This is a genomic window from Providencia sp. JUb39, assembly GCF_012272845.1.
In the GTDB taxonomy this organism is placed as follows: Bacteria; Pseudomonadota; Gammaproteobacteria; order Enterobacterales; family Enterobacteriaceae; genus Providencia; species Providencia lanzhouensis.
Window position 1 is genome coordinate 2,359,585 of the sequence record NZ_JAAWXD020000001.1, and the last position, 16,865, is coordinate 2,376,449.

Here is a 16,865-nt window from a genome sequence, read left to right on the forward strand (position 1 = left end):
GTCTTTGCCTGAATCCCCTTTATTGGGAGCCAATAGCGCCCATGTTCTGATTGTTGAAGACGAACCTAAACTTGGACAATTACTGTTTGATTATCTGCAAGCCGCTGGCTATGTTCCTGCTCTGCTGATGCGCGGGGATGAAGTAATCCCCTATGTGAAAAAACACTTTCCTGACCTGATTTTATTAGATTTGATGTTGCCGGGACTCGATGGCATTTCAGTCTGCCGTGAACTGCGTAAATTCAGCGACGTTCCTGTGATTATGGTGACAGCCAAAACGGAAGAAATTGACCGTTTATTAGGGTTGGAAATTGGCGCCGATGACTATGTTTGTAAGCCCTTTAGTCCGCGAGAAGTGGTAGCCCGAGTGAAAACGATTTTACGCCGTTGCCAAAAAGCCCCTTCATCTACAGATAGCCAAGAAACTCAACTGATTATCGATGAAAATGCGTTCCAAGTCCGTTATGGCGATAAATTACTGGAATTGACCCCTGCAGAATTTCGCCTGCTAAAGTTTTTGTCAGATAACGCAGGTACGGTGTTTTCTCGGGATCAATTGCTGGATATTTTGTACGATGACCATCGTGTGGTCACCGACAGAACCATTGATAGCCACGTCAAAAACTTACGCCGTAAGCTCGAATCGCTGGATGACGAAAAAACCTTTATCCGCTCTATCTATGGTTTAGGCTATCGTTGGGACGACATCTAATTGCTGCCAGCTTTTCTGTAACAAAATTATAACCCTGTTTTTTACATGGGAAATTTGGCATTCCCGTCATTTAGCGTTAAAATCCCCACCCTCGAATTTTTACACCAAGCCATCCGGCTTGGTGCTGACCTGACATCAGACTGAGAACTAACATGTTTACACCAGAATTATTATCCCCAGCAGGTTCCTTGAAGAACATGCGCTATGCTTTTGCTTACGGTGCCGATGCGGTTTACGCTGGCCAACCACGTTATAGCTTACGCGTGCGTAATAACGAATTTAACCATGAGAATCTCGCAAAAGGGATCAACGAAGCCCACGAGCTGGGTAAAAAATTCTATGTGGTCGTCAATATCGCGCCACATAATGCCAAGTTAAAAACCTTTATTCGTGACCTGACTCCCGTGATTGAAATGGGTCCCGATGCCCTGATTATGTCCGACCCCGGTCTGATTATGATGGTGCGTGAAGCCTTCCCTGAGATGGATATTCACTTATCGGTTCAGGCTAACGCCGTCAACTGGGCTTCCGTGAAATTCTGGAAACAAATGGGATTAACTCGCGTGATTTTATCCCGCGAATTATCGTTGGAAGAAATCGCTGAAATCCGCCAGCAAGTGCCTGAAATTGAGCTGGAAGTGTTTGTACACGGCGCTCTGTGTATGGCCTATTCTGGTCGCTGCCTGCTGTCTGGTTATATCAATAAGCGTGACCCAAACCAAGGCACCTGCACTAACGCGTGTCGCTGGGAATATAAAGTTCAAGAAGGCAAAGAAGACGATGTGGGTAACATCGTGCATGTTCATGAGCCAATCCCCGTTAAAAACGTGGCGCCAACACTCGGTGAAGGTGCTCCAACCGATAAAGTCTACATGATTGAAGAAGCGATGCGTCCGGGCGAATACATGACCGCCTTTGAAGACGAACATGGCACTTACATCATGAACTCAAAGGATTTACGCGCCATCGAACACGTTGAAACACTGACCAAAATGGGCGTTCATTCACTGAAAATCGAAGGTCGTACTAAATCATTCTATTATTGTGCTCGTACTGCCCAAGTATATCGCCGCGCCATTGATGATGCGGTAGCGGGTAAGCCATTTGACCCAACCCTGCTTTCTACCCTTGAAGGGTTAGCACACCGTGGTTATACCGAAGGTTTCTTACGTCGTCACACCCATGATGCCTACCAAACCTATGAATATGGCTATTCCGTTTCGGATACCCAGCAATTTGTCGGTGAATTTACAGGCAACCGAGTGAATGGCTTAGCGGAAGTTGATGTGAAAAACAAATTTAGCGTCGGTGACAGCTTAGAGTTAATGACACCGTCAGGTAATATCGTCTTCACTCTAGATGCATTAACTAACCGCAAAGGTGAATCTATTGAAGTTGCTCCAGGTAATGGACATGTGGTTTATCTGCCAATCCCTGAAGATGTGGATGTGAATTTTGGTTTGTTGATCCGCAATCTTGCAGGAACGACTACTCGAGATCCGCACCAAGCCCAAGAAGAAAAAGCGTAAACTGACTAAGCATTCCATCGCTTATTACTAAACACGTTTTACTAAATAGAAGCCCATGGTCGATGACTATGGGTTTTTTCTTAGGCATTCGTGTAAAAAATGGTCATTTTATGCTTTATTTTAGTTGAGAATCATTCTCGTTATTGACAGTTTCGTTAAAAAGTGCACTCAATATCCAAATTTATGCAACAGATCACATCAATTGGTTATTCTATATCGTATAGTCACTGTCGAAAACGAAGAACTAGAAAGTCATAAATTAAGACTAGGAACCACCTCCTTGGCTGGCTCAATCTCCCTTGAGCTAGCCATTTCTTTTTTCTAGCCCCTCAAAATTCTCACCACCAGCGATGAAAATGGTGTACAGGCCCAAAACCACTACCAACTTCTAAACTATCCGCTTGCTCCAGCGCCCCTTGCAAATAGGCTTTTGCTTCCACAACTGTTTGTTGCCAATCCTCAAAACGCGGCCTCAGTGCAGCTAACGCAGCTGATAATGTGCATCCTGTACCATGGGTATTTTTGGTATCGATACGTACCGATGTAAAGCGCCACTCACCTTCTGGGGTGATCAACCAATCAGGGCTTTGAGAATCGATTAAGTGCCCGCCTTTCATCAAGACACTCTGGCAACCCAATTGCAGTAAGCGTTGCCCTTGCTCGCGCATTTGTTCTTCGGTTTGCGCCATCGGCTCATCAAGTAATACTGCCGCTTCGGGCAAATTTGGCGTGATCAGCGAAACCATGGGTAAAAGCTCCCGCCTTAGCGTCTCCACCGCATCTGGCAATAATAGCGGATCTCCGCTTTTGGCTACCATCACCGTATCGAGCACCACATAAGGCACGGGTGTTTTTTTCAACGCATTGGCGACAACTTGAACATTGTCGCGATTAGATAACATACCGATTTTCGCGGCATCAATACGGACATCACTTAAAACAGAGTTCAATTGGGCCGCAACAAAGTCTGAAGGGATATTATGGATGGCTTGAACACCTTGCGTATTTTGTGCCACCAGCGCAGTCATCACACTGGTTCCATACGCACCGAGTGCAGAAAATGTTTTCAGGTCTGCTTGAATACCGGCTCCACCTGATGGATCCGTTCCCGCAATCGTTAATGCATTCACTCTCATTAATGCTCTCTCCATTGTCTTCAGTAAAATAATTGTCTTCAGTAAAACAATTACCTTTAGAAAGATAATTGACCTTAGTCATATTGCGCTTATTACGTCTTTTTAACTTAATAAAAATCATTAAGTTAATTAAATAACGTCCTTAAATGAATTGTCTCATACACAATGCTAATTACTAGCAGATTATCCATTGTCTTCAATAATTAAATGCGATTGATTTCCATCAAAAATAAATTGGATTTTTATAATTAATAATCAAATAGTTATAGTTAATAGACTCATTCTAATATCAAAAAATTGATATCAATATAGAGTTGATTCCTTACAGCAAATTACGCCCCCAATACGTCATTATCCTAATTTAACCATTTATTGCTGTCCTATTTAGCTTATCTTTATTAAAATAATTTCCACTACAATTATTACAATTGCGATAATGATGTCATCATTGTCAATGTCTATCATGACTCATCTATCAGATAAAACTAGATTGGATCCACAATGAGAGTTAATAAAAACATACAGTTGGTTGTAGGCGCATCGGCAATTCTGAGCGCTTCAATCTGCATGTCATCGCCTGCATTTGCTGAAGAGCAGTCAGTCGGTTTATGGGATAAATTCACTAATAATGTCAGCACCACTTGGGATTCTGACAAATATGAGCTGTATATCCCGTTCTTCACTTGGCATAACCGTCTTATGTACGATAAAGAAAAAACAGATACCTATAATGAAGAGCCATGGGGCTTTGGTATCGGTAAATATCGTTATGATGAAGATAATGACTGGCATGCACTCTACGCAATGGCATTTATGGATTCCCATAATAAAGTCGAGCCAATCGTGGGTTATGGTTTCCAAAAAATGTGGATCCCGGGCGATCTTGATGGCTTCCGTATGGGTGCGGGATTCACATTAGGTATTACCGCGCGTGAAGAATATAGCTATATTCCACTCCCTGCGCCTCTGCCTTTAGTTTCTATTGAATATGATAAGCTTTCTGTTCAAGCGACCTATATTCCAGGAACATACAATAACGGTAACGTCCTGTTCGCTTGGTTACGTTGGCAGTGGTAATAGCTTAAGTTCATCTCGCTAGATTGATTTACCAAAAAGTAAGTATAAAAAAACCGGTAGATTAAAAATCTTACCGGTTTTTTTGTTTTTTATTTATCTGGTCTTTTACTGATTGATAAGGCTATAACGCTTTGCTCTCTACACCTTGTTTTTTAGCACCTGAGAATTGATAACCAACCCACAGAACCGCGATCCAAAGAGGCATAATCAGCACAGAAACGCGTAACCCATCCATTGTCAGAATAATAATCAAGATCAGCGACAAGAATGCTAAACACAGATAGTTACCAAACGGATACCAAATACTCTTAAACTTCGTTTCAATACCCTGTTTATTCATTGCAGCCCTAAACTTCAAGTTAGAAACACAAATCATAATCCAGTTTAGTACCAGCGTCGTTACCACTAAGGACATCAGTAATTCAAATGCCTTGCCTTCCATCACGAAGTTAATCAAGATCCCGCCAGAAGTCGCGATACCTGAAACAATCAGCGCCATTACAGGCACTCCGCCTTTATTCACTTTTGCCATAAAGCGCGGTGCGTTACCTTGTTGTGCTAAACCATACAGCATGCGGCTAGTACAGTAAGCACCACTGTTATAAACCGACAGAGCCGCAATCAAAATCACCACGTTCAATGCATTGGCAACGAGTAAATCACCCAGCTCATGGAAAATCAGTACGAATGGGCTCGTTTTACCATCCAGTTGCACCCACGGATACAGCGCCAGTAATACCGCCAGTGAGCCGATATAGAAAATTAAGATACGGTAAACCACTTGATTGATGGCTTTTGGAATGCTTTTATCTGGATCTTCAGCTTCTGCCGCAGTGATCCCCACTAATTCCAATCCACCAAATGAGAACATAATAATCGCCAGCGCGACTAATAGCCCATTATAGCCTTTGGCAAAAAAGCCGCCGTATTCCCATAAGTTACTCACTTTGGCTTGAGGGCCGCCATGGCCACTAAACAGTAAGTAACAGCCAAATAAAATCATCGCGATAACCGCAACAACTTTGATCAGCGCAAACCAGAATTCCGTTTCTCCATAGGAGCGAACATTAATCAGGTTAATTGCATTAACCGCAATAAAAAACACCAGTGCCGAAACCCAAATAGGTAACTCAGGCCACCAGTGTTGCATATATTTACCCGCAGCGGTCAGTTCAGTCATCCCCACGAGGATAAACATCACCCAGTAGTTCCAACCCGAGAGGAACCCGGCAAAACCGCCCCAATATTTGAATGCGAAATGGCTAAATGACCCTGCAACAGGCTCTTGAACAATCATTTCACCTAACTGACGCATGATCAGAAAAGCGATAAATCCACACAATGCATACCCAAGTAGTACCGACGGACCTGCCATTTGGATGGTGGTTGCTATCCCTAAAAATAGCCCTGTACCGACAGCGCCCCCCAAGGCAATTAACTGAATATGCCTGTTTTTCAATCCGCGCTTTAGCGTCTGTTGCGCCATATCTTTACCCTTCATCCTCTAGCTTTTTGTTATCGTCCACAGTTGTGATAATCACGCAAGTTTATTTGAATTTTTACATGAACTCCACTCGCAATTATACAACTGTAAAGCTGGCTTTCTGCCTGTCTTCTAATGTTTCCAAATAATGACAAACTAATATCCTGTAAGACGTTGCAAAATGCAAACTCAAAATGGTAACAAACCCGTCACGCGGCAAACACCGAGTTGAAAGTCATCCCCGCCCTGATCGCAGAGATTATTCATCGCCAAGAGGTATAAAAAAGCACAAATAATTACAATGCTGATGATTAATAGCATATTTCGCATAGATAATGGGGTTCTTAATAGTCACATCATCTGGCAATATTAATCGATATTATCGTCTTTAGTTTCGTAAAATGGGCTATTCATCGTTTTCAAGAAAACAATTGTTTATTTTTGCAGCTCTTGATAAATAACTGGCTATTATTGTGTGATTTTTATACATAAATCTGTAATACCGCACAACCAACCTTTGTCATGGTGAAATGAAGTTGTGTATACTTCGGTTACCGTAAAATAAGAATGAATTTGAGATGGCACAAGATAACCACGTAGCACTTGTTAATGCTCTAAGTAAATGGATCGAAGAGCATTTAGGTCGAGTCATCCACTTGGAAGAACTCGCTGCCTATTCTGGGTATTCCCTTTGGCATATGCAAAAAATCTTTAAGGAGGTCACCGGGATCTCCTTAGGAAAGTATATCCGTCAGCGCCGACTGGCTGGCGCCGTAAATTTATTAAGAAACAGCAGCCAAAGTATTTTTGATATTGCGTTAGATTTTGGCTTCGGCTCGCAATCTCACTTTACCTATATGTTCCGCAAAGAATATGGCATTACGCCGTTTGATTTTCGTCAAAATGACCAAATTCATTTGGATGTAAAAGAGCCATTACACCTAATCCCGGATGATGAGTGAATTTGTTTTACGCGCATTAACCTGCATTTTTTCAGTTTTAATGCGATAAAACATGGGTATTCTCATCCTTTTTACTGAGCAACTTATCCGTTGCCCTCTTAGATAATTTACATTCTCGATAATCAGAGTAAGGTACGTGTAAAAGTTCTATTTTAGGAGGCATTGATGTCAATCAAACTGGTCGCCATTGATTTAGATGGCACGTTACTCAATTCGCAGCACCAAATTTCTCCCGCAGTGAAAGAAGCCATTACCCGCGCGCACAAACAAGGTGTGCGAATTGTCCTTGCCTCAGGTCGCCCCTATTCTGGCATTTTGCCCTATCTTCAAGAACTTGGATTAGACACCGCCAGTAACTACTGCATCAGTAACAATGGCAGCGTTATCCATCAAGCCAATGATGGCAGTCACCTGTATGAAAACTTGTTAGATTTTGAAGATTATCAATATTTTGCTGAACTAGCTAACAACGTGGGAGTTCATATGCACGCCCTTGCAGACAACACCATGTTCACTGCGAATCGTCATATTAGCCGCTATACCATTCATGATGCCTATTTCACCAATACCCCTCTGGTGTATTGCCCGGTTAACGAAATGGATAGCTCGCTCAGTTTTACCAAAATCATGATTATTGACCATCCCGAGAAACTGGATGTAGGTATCAGCTATATTCCTGAAAATACCTTTGAAAACTACTCGCTGATCAAAACTAGTCCTTATTTCCTCGAAGTTTCGAATAAGGATGCAAGCAAAGGCTCTGCACTAAAAGTGTTATGTGAGAAATTATCTCTCACGCCGGATAAAGTCATGAGCATCGGTGACCAAAATAATGATGTTGCCATGCTACAGTATTCGAGTGTTTCGGTTGCAATGGGAAATGCTGCACCACATATTCGTGAAATAGTGAAATTTGTCACCGACACCAACGATTGTGATGGCGTTGCTGTCGCAATAAACAAATTTATTATCTAGTGAGCAGTTAATTTAAAGTTCAAATCTCTAGACCAAAATACAATTTAACTGGATATGCCTAGACATCCCCATTCTGGCATATCCATCTCCTGTGTTTCTCTTAGGGCTATTTTATCCTTTACCTTACTTACTCTTCCAAATTTGATACTATCTGCCTCTTTTAAAAAATTGTCATTCATCTATAAGTACAATAAAACCCACATCACAAACAGGTAGTAAAATGTTTTCGACTAAAGATATGTTAATTCTGGGGATGATGGTATTCGCCTTATTTCTAGGCGCGGGAAATATCATCTTTCCACCGATGGCAGGCTATCAATCAGGGACAGACTGGTTTGATACCTCATTAGGTTTTCTGATCACCGGTGTTCTATTACCCTTCTTAACCTTAGTAACAGTTGCAGTAAAAGGACGTGGTGAAAAGCTTTCTGTTGATTTACCTAAATGGGTTGCGGTCATTTTCTGGGTTGCACTCTACCTAATTGTCGGCTCCACATTTGCGATGCCAAGGGTGACGAATACCGCGTTTGAAATGGGCTTCTTACCATTAGGCTTCGTTGAAAAAAATACATTTTCTCATCTCACTTTCGCGCTCATTTTTAACTTTACCTCGATGTTCTTCATGTTGAAGCAAGGCACCATGATCAGCGCGATTGGTAAGTTTATGACTCCAGCGTTACTTGTTTTATTAGTAGTAGTGGGAATTGCCGTGGTCATTGACCCGCTTTCTGATATGAATCCCCCTGTTAAACAGTATGCAGAATTTGCCTTTTTTGGCGGTGTAATTGATGGTTACCAAACCATGGATGTACTATCTGCGATGGCGTTTGGCGGGATTGTGGCGCGTGCATTAGCTTCAAAACAGATCACTGAACCACGCCAAGTCGCGACCATCACGATTAAAGCGGGTTTAATTTCAGTGAGCTTACTCGCGGCACTGTATATCTGCCTGTTCTATTTAGGCGCGACCAGTGAACAAGTGGCGAATACAGCCACCAACGGCGGACAGATCTTCTCTCGTTACGTCGATGTCCTGTTTGGTGCGGTAGGTACGTGGATCATGTGCGGAATTGTATTACTGGCAAGCATGACCACGTTAGTGGGTGTGACCAGCGCCTGTGCAGATTACTTTGCCACTTTCCATCACCGTTTAGGTTATCGCTTCTGGGTGGTTTTCTTCACGATGCTAACCACTGTCGTGTCCACGTTTGGTCTCGATACTTTATTGCGCGTCACTATTCCGGCTCTGCTGATGATTTATCCTTCATCGGTCACTATCGTCTTCCTGCAATTTGCACGCAAATTTATGGCTGCTCCTAGGGTCACTTATGGGATCACCATTGGCGTCGTTGTACTGATGAGCCTATTCGATACGCTAAATAATATGGAATTATTAAGCACGACAGTAAAAGCAAACCTGATCACCTACTTACCGCTGTTTGAGCAAGGTATGGGTTGGTTAATTCCAGGGATTATCGCGTTTATTATCTCGATGTTTATCGGCAAATTGACCGCGAAAAGCGAGCCTGTTGCTGAGCAAAACTTAGCTTAATCTTGATATTTAAAAGCCGAATGTTGGCATATTGCTGACATTCGGCTTTTTATTTGCTTGATGGGCTTTTTCAGGTTGGAAAAGTAAAGCTGTTCAACATGGCTTACCAGAACATTGGGTAGTGCAGCTACTCGGTGTGATTTTTATCTTCGGCGCTATTAGTGTTCGATACACGCCCAAACATAACTCAGCGCCTTGTCGCAATAAAACAGGTGATTGACCCTATGGTTACCATCAAGACGCCTTGCCAGAACCCCAGTGTTAATGCAGTGCTCAATAACATTGAAGAAAACGCTGTAGAGATCACTGGAGTGAAATAGGACAATGTCCCGAGAAAAGCCACATTGCCTTTGATGATTGCCACTGTCCAAAGTGCATTCGCTCCGCCGGTTGCAATAGCAGTGACAAATAACAAACTGATACTATTCACATTGATATTAAATGGCGCTGGCGTCGAAAAGATAAATAAGATCCACAATCCGACCGATGTCATGATAAAAAACAGCACCATACCATTGCAGCCATTCGACATTCGTTTTGTAACATTGCTATAGAAAGCCCACAATAATGCGCCAACAAAGGCTAAGCCGTAGCTCAGTGGGTTACTTTGAATATTTGAAAGAATCGCATTCAGAGACAAAGGTTGATCCCCTGAGATAACCCACAATAAGCCTGCAAACGCTAAAATAAGCCCAATAATCAGTAATAGGCTAAAACGCTGCCGATTAAATAAAACCGCTAACGCAATTGTGAAGCTCGGCCATAAATAATTCACCATACCCAGCTCAATGGCTTGCTGACGAGTGTTGGCAAGCCCTAGAGCTAAAATAAAGCAGATTTCATAGCTAACAAATAAAAATGCCCCCCAGAACAAATAACGTCTAGGGAAAAGATGAATTTTCGGCAATCCCATTACAACAACCAAAACTAGGCTCCCTATCGAATAGATAAGTGCCGCACCACCAATAGGGCCAAAGTTTTCGCTCGTACTGCGAACAAGCCCTACCATCGTGCTCCACAATAATATGGATACGACCCCGTAAAATGTTGCTGCGTATCGTCCGAGTTTCATCTTCCTGATCAACACCTTATTTCATATTTATCTTGGTTATTATTTTCCTCCAAAACCTTACGCTCTAAAGGCAATAAAGCAAGTTTTTTATATTTATTGACCAGAGAATGAAGAATAAAAAAGGCGCTTAGAAATAAATCCAAGCGCCTTACATTTCTATTAATTTTCAACTGCGGTCAACTGCATCCAGCTATCGCAAAATTAGTGTGCCTCGTTCTTAACCCACTGCTCAACCGACTCTTTTTCCCAAATTCCTTCATTGAGCTGCTTTTTCAGCTCTGGATGATCATTAATATCAAATGTTGGAATTTTGCCCGCACCTAACTGTTGGTTGTAATCTTTCGCGAGTTTAAATGCCACACCGGACAACAAGAGGATGGCAATCAAGTTTGTAACTGCCATTAAGCCCATCGAAATATCCGCAAGTTTCCAAATCAGTGGCATTTCACCGAGCGCCCCGAACATCACCATGCCCAATGTCGCTAAGCGGAAAATAAATAGCCCTGCGGTATGATTATTTTCCAAGAAAATCATATTGCTTTCTGCATAAGCATAGTTGGCAATGATGGATGTGAAGGCAAAAAAGAAAATTGCAATCGCAACGAAGATACTTCCCCAGCTGCCCACCGCAGAAGATAAAGCTAGCTGAGTCAGCTCAATGCCATTGATTTTACCCACCGGACCATCTAACACGCCAGAAGCCAAAATAATAATGGCTGTAGCGCTACAGATCACAATGGTATCCATGAATACACCCAACATTTGGACATAGCCTTGGGAGGCAGGATGTGGTGGATAAGGTGACGCAGATGCCGCCGCATTTGGTGCAGACCCCATTCCGGCTTCATTCGAGAATAATCCCCGCTGAATGCCTTGCGTCATCGCTTGAGCGATACCATAACCAATTGCACCGCCTGCGGCTTCCTGTAAACCAAAGGCGCTACGGAAAATCAGCATAAAGACATCAGGTAAGCGCTCAATATTTTGACCGACGACCCAGAAAGCCAGTACTAAATAAGCAATAGCCATGATTGGCACAACCAATTCGGCAACTTTAGCAATTGATCTTAATCCACCAAAAATAATGATGCCACTGAGGATCACTAAGGTAATTCCAACATAGAGTGGGTTAAAATCAAATGCCACAGCAGTTGCTTGTGCAATGGAGTTCGCTTGAACTGCATTAAAAACCAAACCAAATGCAATAATTAAGAAGATGGAGAACAATACACCCATCCAGCGCTGTTTTAAGCCTTTCTCCATGTAATAAGAAGGTCCGCCGCGATAGTTACCTTGGTCATCTTTGGTTTTATAAAGCTGCGCTAATGTACATTCAACAAATGATGTTGCCATTCCTAATAATGCAACGACCCACATCCAGAATATAGCGCCAGGGCCGCCTGCCGTAATCGCGATAGCAACACCCGTTAGATTTCCAGTACCGACTCGTGCCGCTAGGCTGGTACATAGTGCTTGGAATGAAGAAATACCTGAACTGTCCGATTGAGTGCTATTTTTCAGTACTCCGAACATGTGACCAAAATGCCTAAACTGAATAAATTTAGATCGTATTGTAAAATATAAACCGGCTCCCAATAATAAATAAATTAATAACGAGCCCCAAATAAGATTGCTGATTGAGTTTATAAATTCTATCAAATTATGCTCCTTTTATTATATCCACTAATAGAGGTATTAGTTGGTGAGTTATTTAGCTCCATATTATTTAAGTAATTAAACAAATAAAAATATAAACCATGATGGTTTATCATGAATAATCAATGTTATTAAACAAGACCCATGAATTATATTTTTTTTACTTTCTCTGTAAATTTTTTTCTGACCATCAGCCTATTTAATACTGAGGACAGAGAACAACCATGCAAGCAAGAGTAAAAAATCGAAATAAAATAATTATTAAAACAAAGTGATACAACCAGAACGGTTAATTTAAGAACAATCTCAATCAATTGATTAAAAATATGATATTTTTTAACCAGAATTTACTGTTATAAGTAAAAAATCATTAAATTTAATTAAGTGAAAGCGTATTTGGTTAAATGATATTTGATTATTTTTTAAATTGAATAACTAATTGGTGAATTTTAATGATTACTCCTTTGAATAATCATTGATGATAAATATTAAATATAGTTTGATACGTCTTCATTGAATTATATTTTAAATCTACCGCTCAAACCTATTTCAGAGTAGAATAATCGTTTTGCAATCATCATAATAAGATTATTGCTAATGTTTTATGATACCAATACACTTATCGCTAATTTGCTTTCTACATCAAAGGGTAATATATGGAAATCCACATCAAAGTTTCTGACGATTTAGTCTCAACGCTCTCTGAAAAATCCTACGACGCGTTCACTGCTGAATTACATGCCAGAGTTTTAGAAGTATACCCAGGTAGTAACCTTTTTATTACACATGACAGTGGTGCAACCACCTTCAATACCAAAGGCTTCCATGATGATAAAGAAGCCCATATCGTTCTCCATGAACTGGTTGAAGATGTATTCCATCATGGTCACTGGTTAAAAGCATAATACTCTAGCTCTATTTTCCAGCCTCCAGCGATAACCGCTAGGCTGGAACTCATCCCTCTCGCCCTTCCCCTATTTCAAACCCTGATCAAGATCATAGTTAATGATGATGTTAGTCAACTTTGTATAAAAGTCCTTTTCTTTTAAGCGTTATATGATAATGTATATAACGAATTTTCATTTACATTGCTTTTGCTAATTTATAGCAGCCAGTATTCATTACTGGCTTTTTTTATGGGGAAAATGTAGGCGAACGCCTGAATTGAGTACGTAGCTATACCGTAAATACTCTAGATAGAATTACTGTGATTTCTCACACAATGACACAATGGCAGTGCGTAGTTCTGGTGTATCACTGGTGATCAATTGATGATGTTCAGAGAATTTTCCACCTTGAACACTGACGCTAGCAACAAACGGTAACTTATCACCTTTCTCACTGATTTGATAAAAACCACAGACTCGGTAGCTTTCACCTTCTTTAAATTCGCTTTTCAGGACAATTTTGACATCCTCAAAAGTCAGAGGACTACCTGAACTTAACTTATTCTCGATAAGCTTTTCAGCTTGCTTAGTGACATCACTGTCACCGATCGTTGTATAAAACTGATAAGCAAATGCGCCTAACGCCAGTAAAATCACTATCAGTAGCTTACTTTTTATACGTTTCAATCTCAAATCCTTCTCATACTACACTTATGGGCTTATCGATTATGTTAACACCTTTACCCCATCAATAATAAGTATCTCGATATTCATGCCGCACAAAAAGTTCTATTTAATTGACAGAATAAAAATAAATTTATTTTACATTTAAAATTCTATAGCTTATATAATATTGTCTTTCAAACATTAGAATAATACCAATATTTATTTAACAAATTTTTATCAGTGTGAAGAAATAATGAATAACTGTGTTTTAAATATGAAACTCCCCTATATTTAAGTAAATAAGATTGAAATAAAAAACCACAGTGGCAACCTGATAATAAATAAAGAGGAGAATCAAAATGAAAAATTTAAAATCACTTATTTTAGTCGGCAGCTTATTAGCAGTGAGTTTCTCTACATTTGCTTATCACGGTAATGGTTATCACCGAAATGGCAATGGAACTTGGTGTAACGGATCCAGTCAATCTCAGTATGACAGGCCCTGTGATGGTACTTACCGTGGGCAATATATGGGACGCCATCAAGGAATGATGCAATACTCCACAGCTGTACAAACCACTCAACCAGAAGAGGCGTTAAAGAAAATCACAGCGGAAGTACCAAAGGGTGAGAATAATAAAAAATATATGGTGAAAGTGGCAGTGATTGAAATTTCACCTAGCTTAGCGACACAAGAAGCTCAATAAATTTCACTCTGAATAATAATAGCCAGTAATATCTTTAATAATGCTGGCTATTACATATTAACTAAAATTTAGCTATTTATACCTATTGGTAAATATCCTTGCCATAATGGTTGATATCTATTTCCATTCTCATTTTTATTTAGGTGAATATAATATTCACCAATTTTTTGTAGTAATAAACAATCATCAACATCTTTTAAATTATCTTTATGCTGTTGCTGGCTATTCACTAAGAGTTGGCTAATTGCTTTTTGTTTAGCTTCTTGGGCATTTTTTGCCACAAAGAGATCAAACTCATGCAGCTCCGCAAGTGTTGATGAAATATATCCACCTACATTAATAAAATAGAGTCTGTATTCACTTTCTGATGGTTCTTTGCTCAAACTGATGTCGAACCCATCTGCCCAATTGATATCTGCATACCCATCCACATGAATTTTATCTTTATCCCCAAACCATGCATCTCGCAATAGTGGCCAAGCTTCTTTTGGTGTGTTGACTGCCGCAAACTGAACATCGTGCACCTCAATATTGGATTTTCCGGCATTACCACCAACATAAAACATAAATAGCTTCATTATTGTCTCTCTGTGATTAGTTATCGTTATACATAACAATATACAACCATATCAATTCAATTTGCAATAATTAACACCGTTCCCTAAAATTAAAAATAATCAAAATTACTATTTATAATCAATCAATTAGAGAGATTTGAAAATTATCTCCGTTTCAAATCAGCCTTTTGAAACATAACAAAATGAATAAAAAATCACTTTAACTATATATTTATTTACAACTGAATTATTTCGAGTAATCTAATCACACAAGATAAATATATTTCAGGGACTCATTATGGATCGTCGTTCTTTTCTAAAATCAAGCTCACTTGTTGCAGGTGGATTAGCACTAAATTCAGTTTTAAATCAAGCAAGTGCAAATACTAGCGCACTTGTTAAACCAAATGCCCAACATCCTTTATTACTCAATTTCAATGAGAACTCATTGGGAATGTCACCCAGTGCACAAAAAGCGGTTATTGAAGCTTTACCCGGTTCATTCCGCTACCCTGATGACGCACGCTCTGAGCTTATTGGCAATATTGGCACACTGCATAGCCTAGACAGCAAGAATGTGACCCTCGGAAATGGTTCGTCAGAAACCATTCAGGCGGCTGTCGCCATGCTCGCAAATAAAGCAAGAAAAGATGGCATAAAAATTCAACTTGTCACCCCAGATCCAACATTTAACTATGCTGAACTTTATGCTCTCCCACTCGGTGTAGAAATTACTAAAGTTCCATTAAAATCGGACTTGAGTTTTGACCTGAAAAAAATGGAGCAAATCGCCAATGATTACGATGGTTTATCCATTATATATATCTGTAATCCAAACAACCCAACGGCGATGATAACTCCGCATAGCCCACTCGATAACTGGATGAAAAAAGCTTCAGATAAACAGTTTTTTATTGTTGATGAAGCCTACGCGGAATTTGTTGAAGATCCACAGTTTGTAAGCGCAATTGAATTAGTCAAAGCAGGACAAAAAAACCTAATAGTGACACGGACTTTCTCGAAAATTTACGCATTAGCTGGCCTACGAGTGGGATACGGCATTGCAACCCCTGAAATCATTGAAGCGGTTGATGAGTTTATCTCGATTGATAACACCAATACTGCCGGTGCTGTCGCTGCCATTGCATCATTGAAAGATAAGAAATTCCTGGAATATAGCCTTAAATCTAACAATCTTTCACGTAAAATCGTTGAAACTGCGCTTAATGAATTAGGCTTAGAGTATGCGCCATCACAAGCTAACTTTATTTTCCACAAAGTAAAAGGTGATGTGAAAACTTATAAACAGCGTATGAAAGAGGCCAATATTATGGTTGGCAGAGAATTTCCACCTGTTATGGGTTGGAACCGCTTAACCTTAGGTACCCCACAAGAAATGGAGCAGTTCGTTGCGGTACTTAAAGAGTTTCGTCAAAAAGGTTGGGTGTAAGTAAAAATCCCATTATTTATTAAGCATCTTCTACTTTCTATAAAGTAGAAGATGCTGTTCACTAAAAAGGACCTTTAAAAATAAAAAATGCGCCTGCAAAAATAAGAATAAAGCCAATGATATGGTTTATTGTAAAACTCTCACCTAGATAAAGCACAGAAAACCCAGCGAATACGCATAACGTAATCACTTCTTGCATCGTCTTCAATTCAGCGGCGCTGTAATATTGGTGCCCTAAGCGATTTGCAGGTACCGCGAAACAGTATTCTACAAATGCAATCAACCAACTAAAGAATATGACTATATATAATGGCTTATTCGTAAATTTTAAATGTCCATACCAAGCGAACATCATAAATACATTGGAAATAACCAATAAGATAACAGGATAGAATTTTGCTAGCATGATAAGCCAATGGCGAGTTCAAATATGCATATATTATG

At 40.2% G+C, this 16,865-nt stretch carries 17 protein-coding genes; 9 read left to right on the plus strand and 8 right to left on the minus strand.

Going from position 1 to position 16,865, the window contains the following annotated elements; all coding sequences use genetic code 11:
- Window positions 1-4 precede the first annotated feature (4 nt).
- Window positions 5-712 carry a two-component system response regulator BaeR gene (gene baeR / locus HFU86_RS10855; RefSeq protein ID WP_255426012.1) on the plus strand — a complete coding sequence of 236 codons (708 nt, stop codon included), beginning with the start codon at window positions 5-7 and terminating at the stop codon, window positions 710-712.
- A gap of 152 nt (window positions 713-864) precedes the next feature.
- On the plus strand, window positions 865-2,241 hold the full coding sequence (gene trhP / locus HFU86_RS10860; protein WP_154636889.1) for a prephenate-dependent tRNA uridine(34) hydroxylase TrhP: 1,377 nt from the start codon (window positions 865-867) through the stop codon (window positions 2,239-2,241).
- A 338-nt stretch (window positions 2,242-2,579) separates the two neighbouring features.
- On the opposite strand, the gene thiD is transcribed toward trhP, so the two are convergent.
- A complete protein-coding gene (thiD, locus tag HFU86_RS10865; protein WP_132496074.1) occupies window positions 2,580-3,377 on the minus strand; it encodes a bifunctional hydroxymethylpyrimidine kinase/phosphomethylpyrimidine kinase in 798 nt (265 codons plus the stop codon).
- A gap of 501 nt (window positions 3,378-3,878) precedes the next feature.
- Between thiD and pagP the strand changes: the two genes are divergently transcribed.
- Window positions 3,879-4,454 (plus strand): lipid IV(A) palmitoyltransferase PagP, encoded by a 576-nt coding sequence (gene pagP / locus HFU86_RS10870; protein ID WP_036953173.1) that lies wholly within the window; start codon window positions 3,879-3,881, stop codon window positions 4,452-4,454.
- Window positions 4,455-4,575: 121 nt separating this feature from the next.
- Here the strand turns inward: pagP and HFU86_RS10875 are convergent, their stop codons facing one another.
- A complete protein-coding gene (locus HFU86_RS10875; protein WP_036953171.1) occupies window positions 4,576-5,940 on the minus strand; it encodes an amino acid permease in 1,365 nt (454 codons plus the stop codon).
- 186 nt (window positions 5,941-6,126) lie between these two features.
- Window positions 6,127-6,267: a PhoP/PhoQ regulator MgrB gene (mgrB, locus tag HFU86_RS10880; RefSeq protein ID WP_071992159.1), complete on the minus strand. Its 141-nt coding sequence runs from the start codon at window positions 6,265-6,267 to the stop codon at window positions 6,127-6,129.
- Window positions 6,268-6,515: 248 nt separating this feature from the next.
- On the opposite strand from mgrB, the gene HFU86_RS10885 reads away from it, so the two are divergent.
- The 3 genes from HFU86_RS10885 (at window position 6,516) to brnQ (ending at window position 9,426) form a co-directional block, all read left to right on the plus strand.
- A complete protein-coding gene (locus HFU86_RS10885) occupies window positions 6,516-6,899 on the plus strand; it encodes a helix-turn-helix domain-containing protein (RefSeq protein WP_036953169.1) in 384 nt (127 codons plus the stop codon).
- 165 nt (window positions 6,900-7,064) lie between these two features.
- A complete protein-coding gene (yidA, locus tag HFU86_RS10890; protein ID WP_108478022.1) occupies window positions 7,065-7,874 on the plus strand; it encodes a sugar-phosphatase in 810 nt (269 codons plus the stop codon).
- 220 nt (window positions 7,875-8,094) lie between these two features.
- Window positions 8,095-9,426, plus strand: coding sequence for a branched-chain amino acid transport system II carrier protein (gene brnQ / locus HFU86_RS10895; protein ID WP_132496075.1), 1,332 nt, complete (start codon window positions 8,095-8,097; stop codon window positions 9,424-9,426).
- A 187-nt stretch (window positions 9,427-9,613) separates the two neighbouring features.
- On the opposite strand, the gene yddG is transcribed toward brnQ, so the two are convergent.
- Together yddG and HFU86_RS10905 are read right to left on the minus strand one after the other, a co-directional pair.
- A complete protein-coding gene (yddG, locus tag HFU86_RS10900) occupies window positions 9,614-10,498 on the minus strand; it encodes an aromatic amino acid DMT transporter YddG (RefSeq protein ID WP_132496076.1) in 885 nt (294 codons plus the stop codon).
- A 201-nt stretch (window positions 10,499-10,699) separates the two neighbouring features.
- On the minus strand, window positions 10,700-12,157 hold the full coding sequence (locus tag HFU86_RS10905) for an alanine/glycine:cation symporter family protein (protein WP_132496077.1): 1,458 nt from the start codon (window positions 12,155-12,157) through the stop codon (window positions 10,700-10,702).
- Between the two features lie 653 nt (window positions 12,158-12,810).
- Between HFU86_RS10905 and HFU86_RS10910 the strand changes: the two genes are divergently transcribed.
- Window positions 12,811-13,059, plus strand: a complete 249-nt coding sequence (locus HFU86_RS10910; protein WP_036953155.1) for a DinI-like family protein — start codon at window positions 12,811-12,813, stop codon at window positions 13,057-13,059.
- Window positions 13,060-13,356: 297 nt separating this feature from the next.
- Here the strand turns inward: HFU86_RS10910 and HFU86_RS10915 are convergent, their stop codons facing one another.
- Window positions 13,357-13,728: a hypothetical protein gene (locus tag HFU86_RS10915; protein WP_187129256.1), complete on the minus strand. Its 372-nt coding sequence runs from the start codon at window positions 13,726-13,728 to the stop codon at window positions 13,357-13,359.
- 338 nt (window positions 13,729-14,066) lie between these two features.
- Between HFU86_RS10915 and HFU86_RS10920 the strand changes: the two genes are divergently transcribed.
- Window positions 14,067-14,414 (plus strand): hypothetical protein, encoded by a 348-nt coding sequence (locus HFU86_RS10920; RefSeq protein ID WP_187129257.1) that lies wholly within the window; start codon window positions 14,067-14,069, stop codon window positions 14,412-14,414.
- 68 nt (window positions 14,415-14,482) lie between these two features.
- Here HFU86_RS10920 and HFU86_RS10925 read toward each other — a convergent pair whose 3' ends face one another.
- A complete protein-coding gene (locus tag HFU86_RS10925; RefSeq protein ID WP_187129258.1) occupies window positions 14,483-14,992 on the minus strand; it encodes a DUF1543 domain-containing protein in 510 nt (169 codons plus the stop codon).
- Between the two features lie 277 nt (window positions 14,993-15,269).
- On the opposite strand from HFU86_RS10925, the gene HFU86_RS10930 reads away from it, so the two are divergent.
- On the plus strand, window positions 15,270-16,421 hold the full coding sequence (locus tag HFU86_RS10930; protein ID WP_132496081.1) for a pyridoxal phosphate-dependent aminotransferase: 1,152 nt from the start codon (window positions 15,270-15,272) through the stop codon (window positions 16,419-16,421).
- A gap of 61 nt (window positions 16,422-16,482) precedes the next feature.
- Here HFU86_RS10930 and HFU86_RS10935 read toward each other — a convergent pair whose 3' ends face one another.
- On the minus strand, window positions 16,483-16,827 hold the full coding sequence (locus HFU86_RS10935; RefSeq protein ID WP_036953148.1) for a DMT family protein: 345 nt from the start codon (window positions 16,825-16,827) through the stop codon (window positions 16,483-16,485).
- Window positions 16,828-16,865 lie beyond the last annotated feature (38 nt).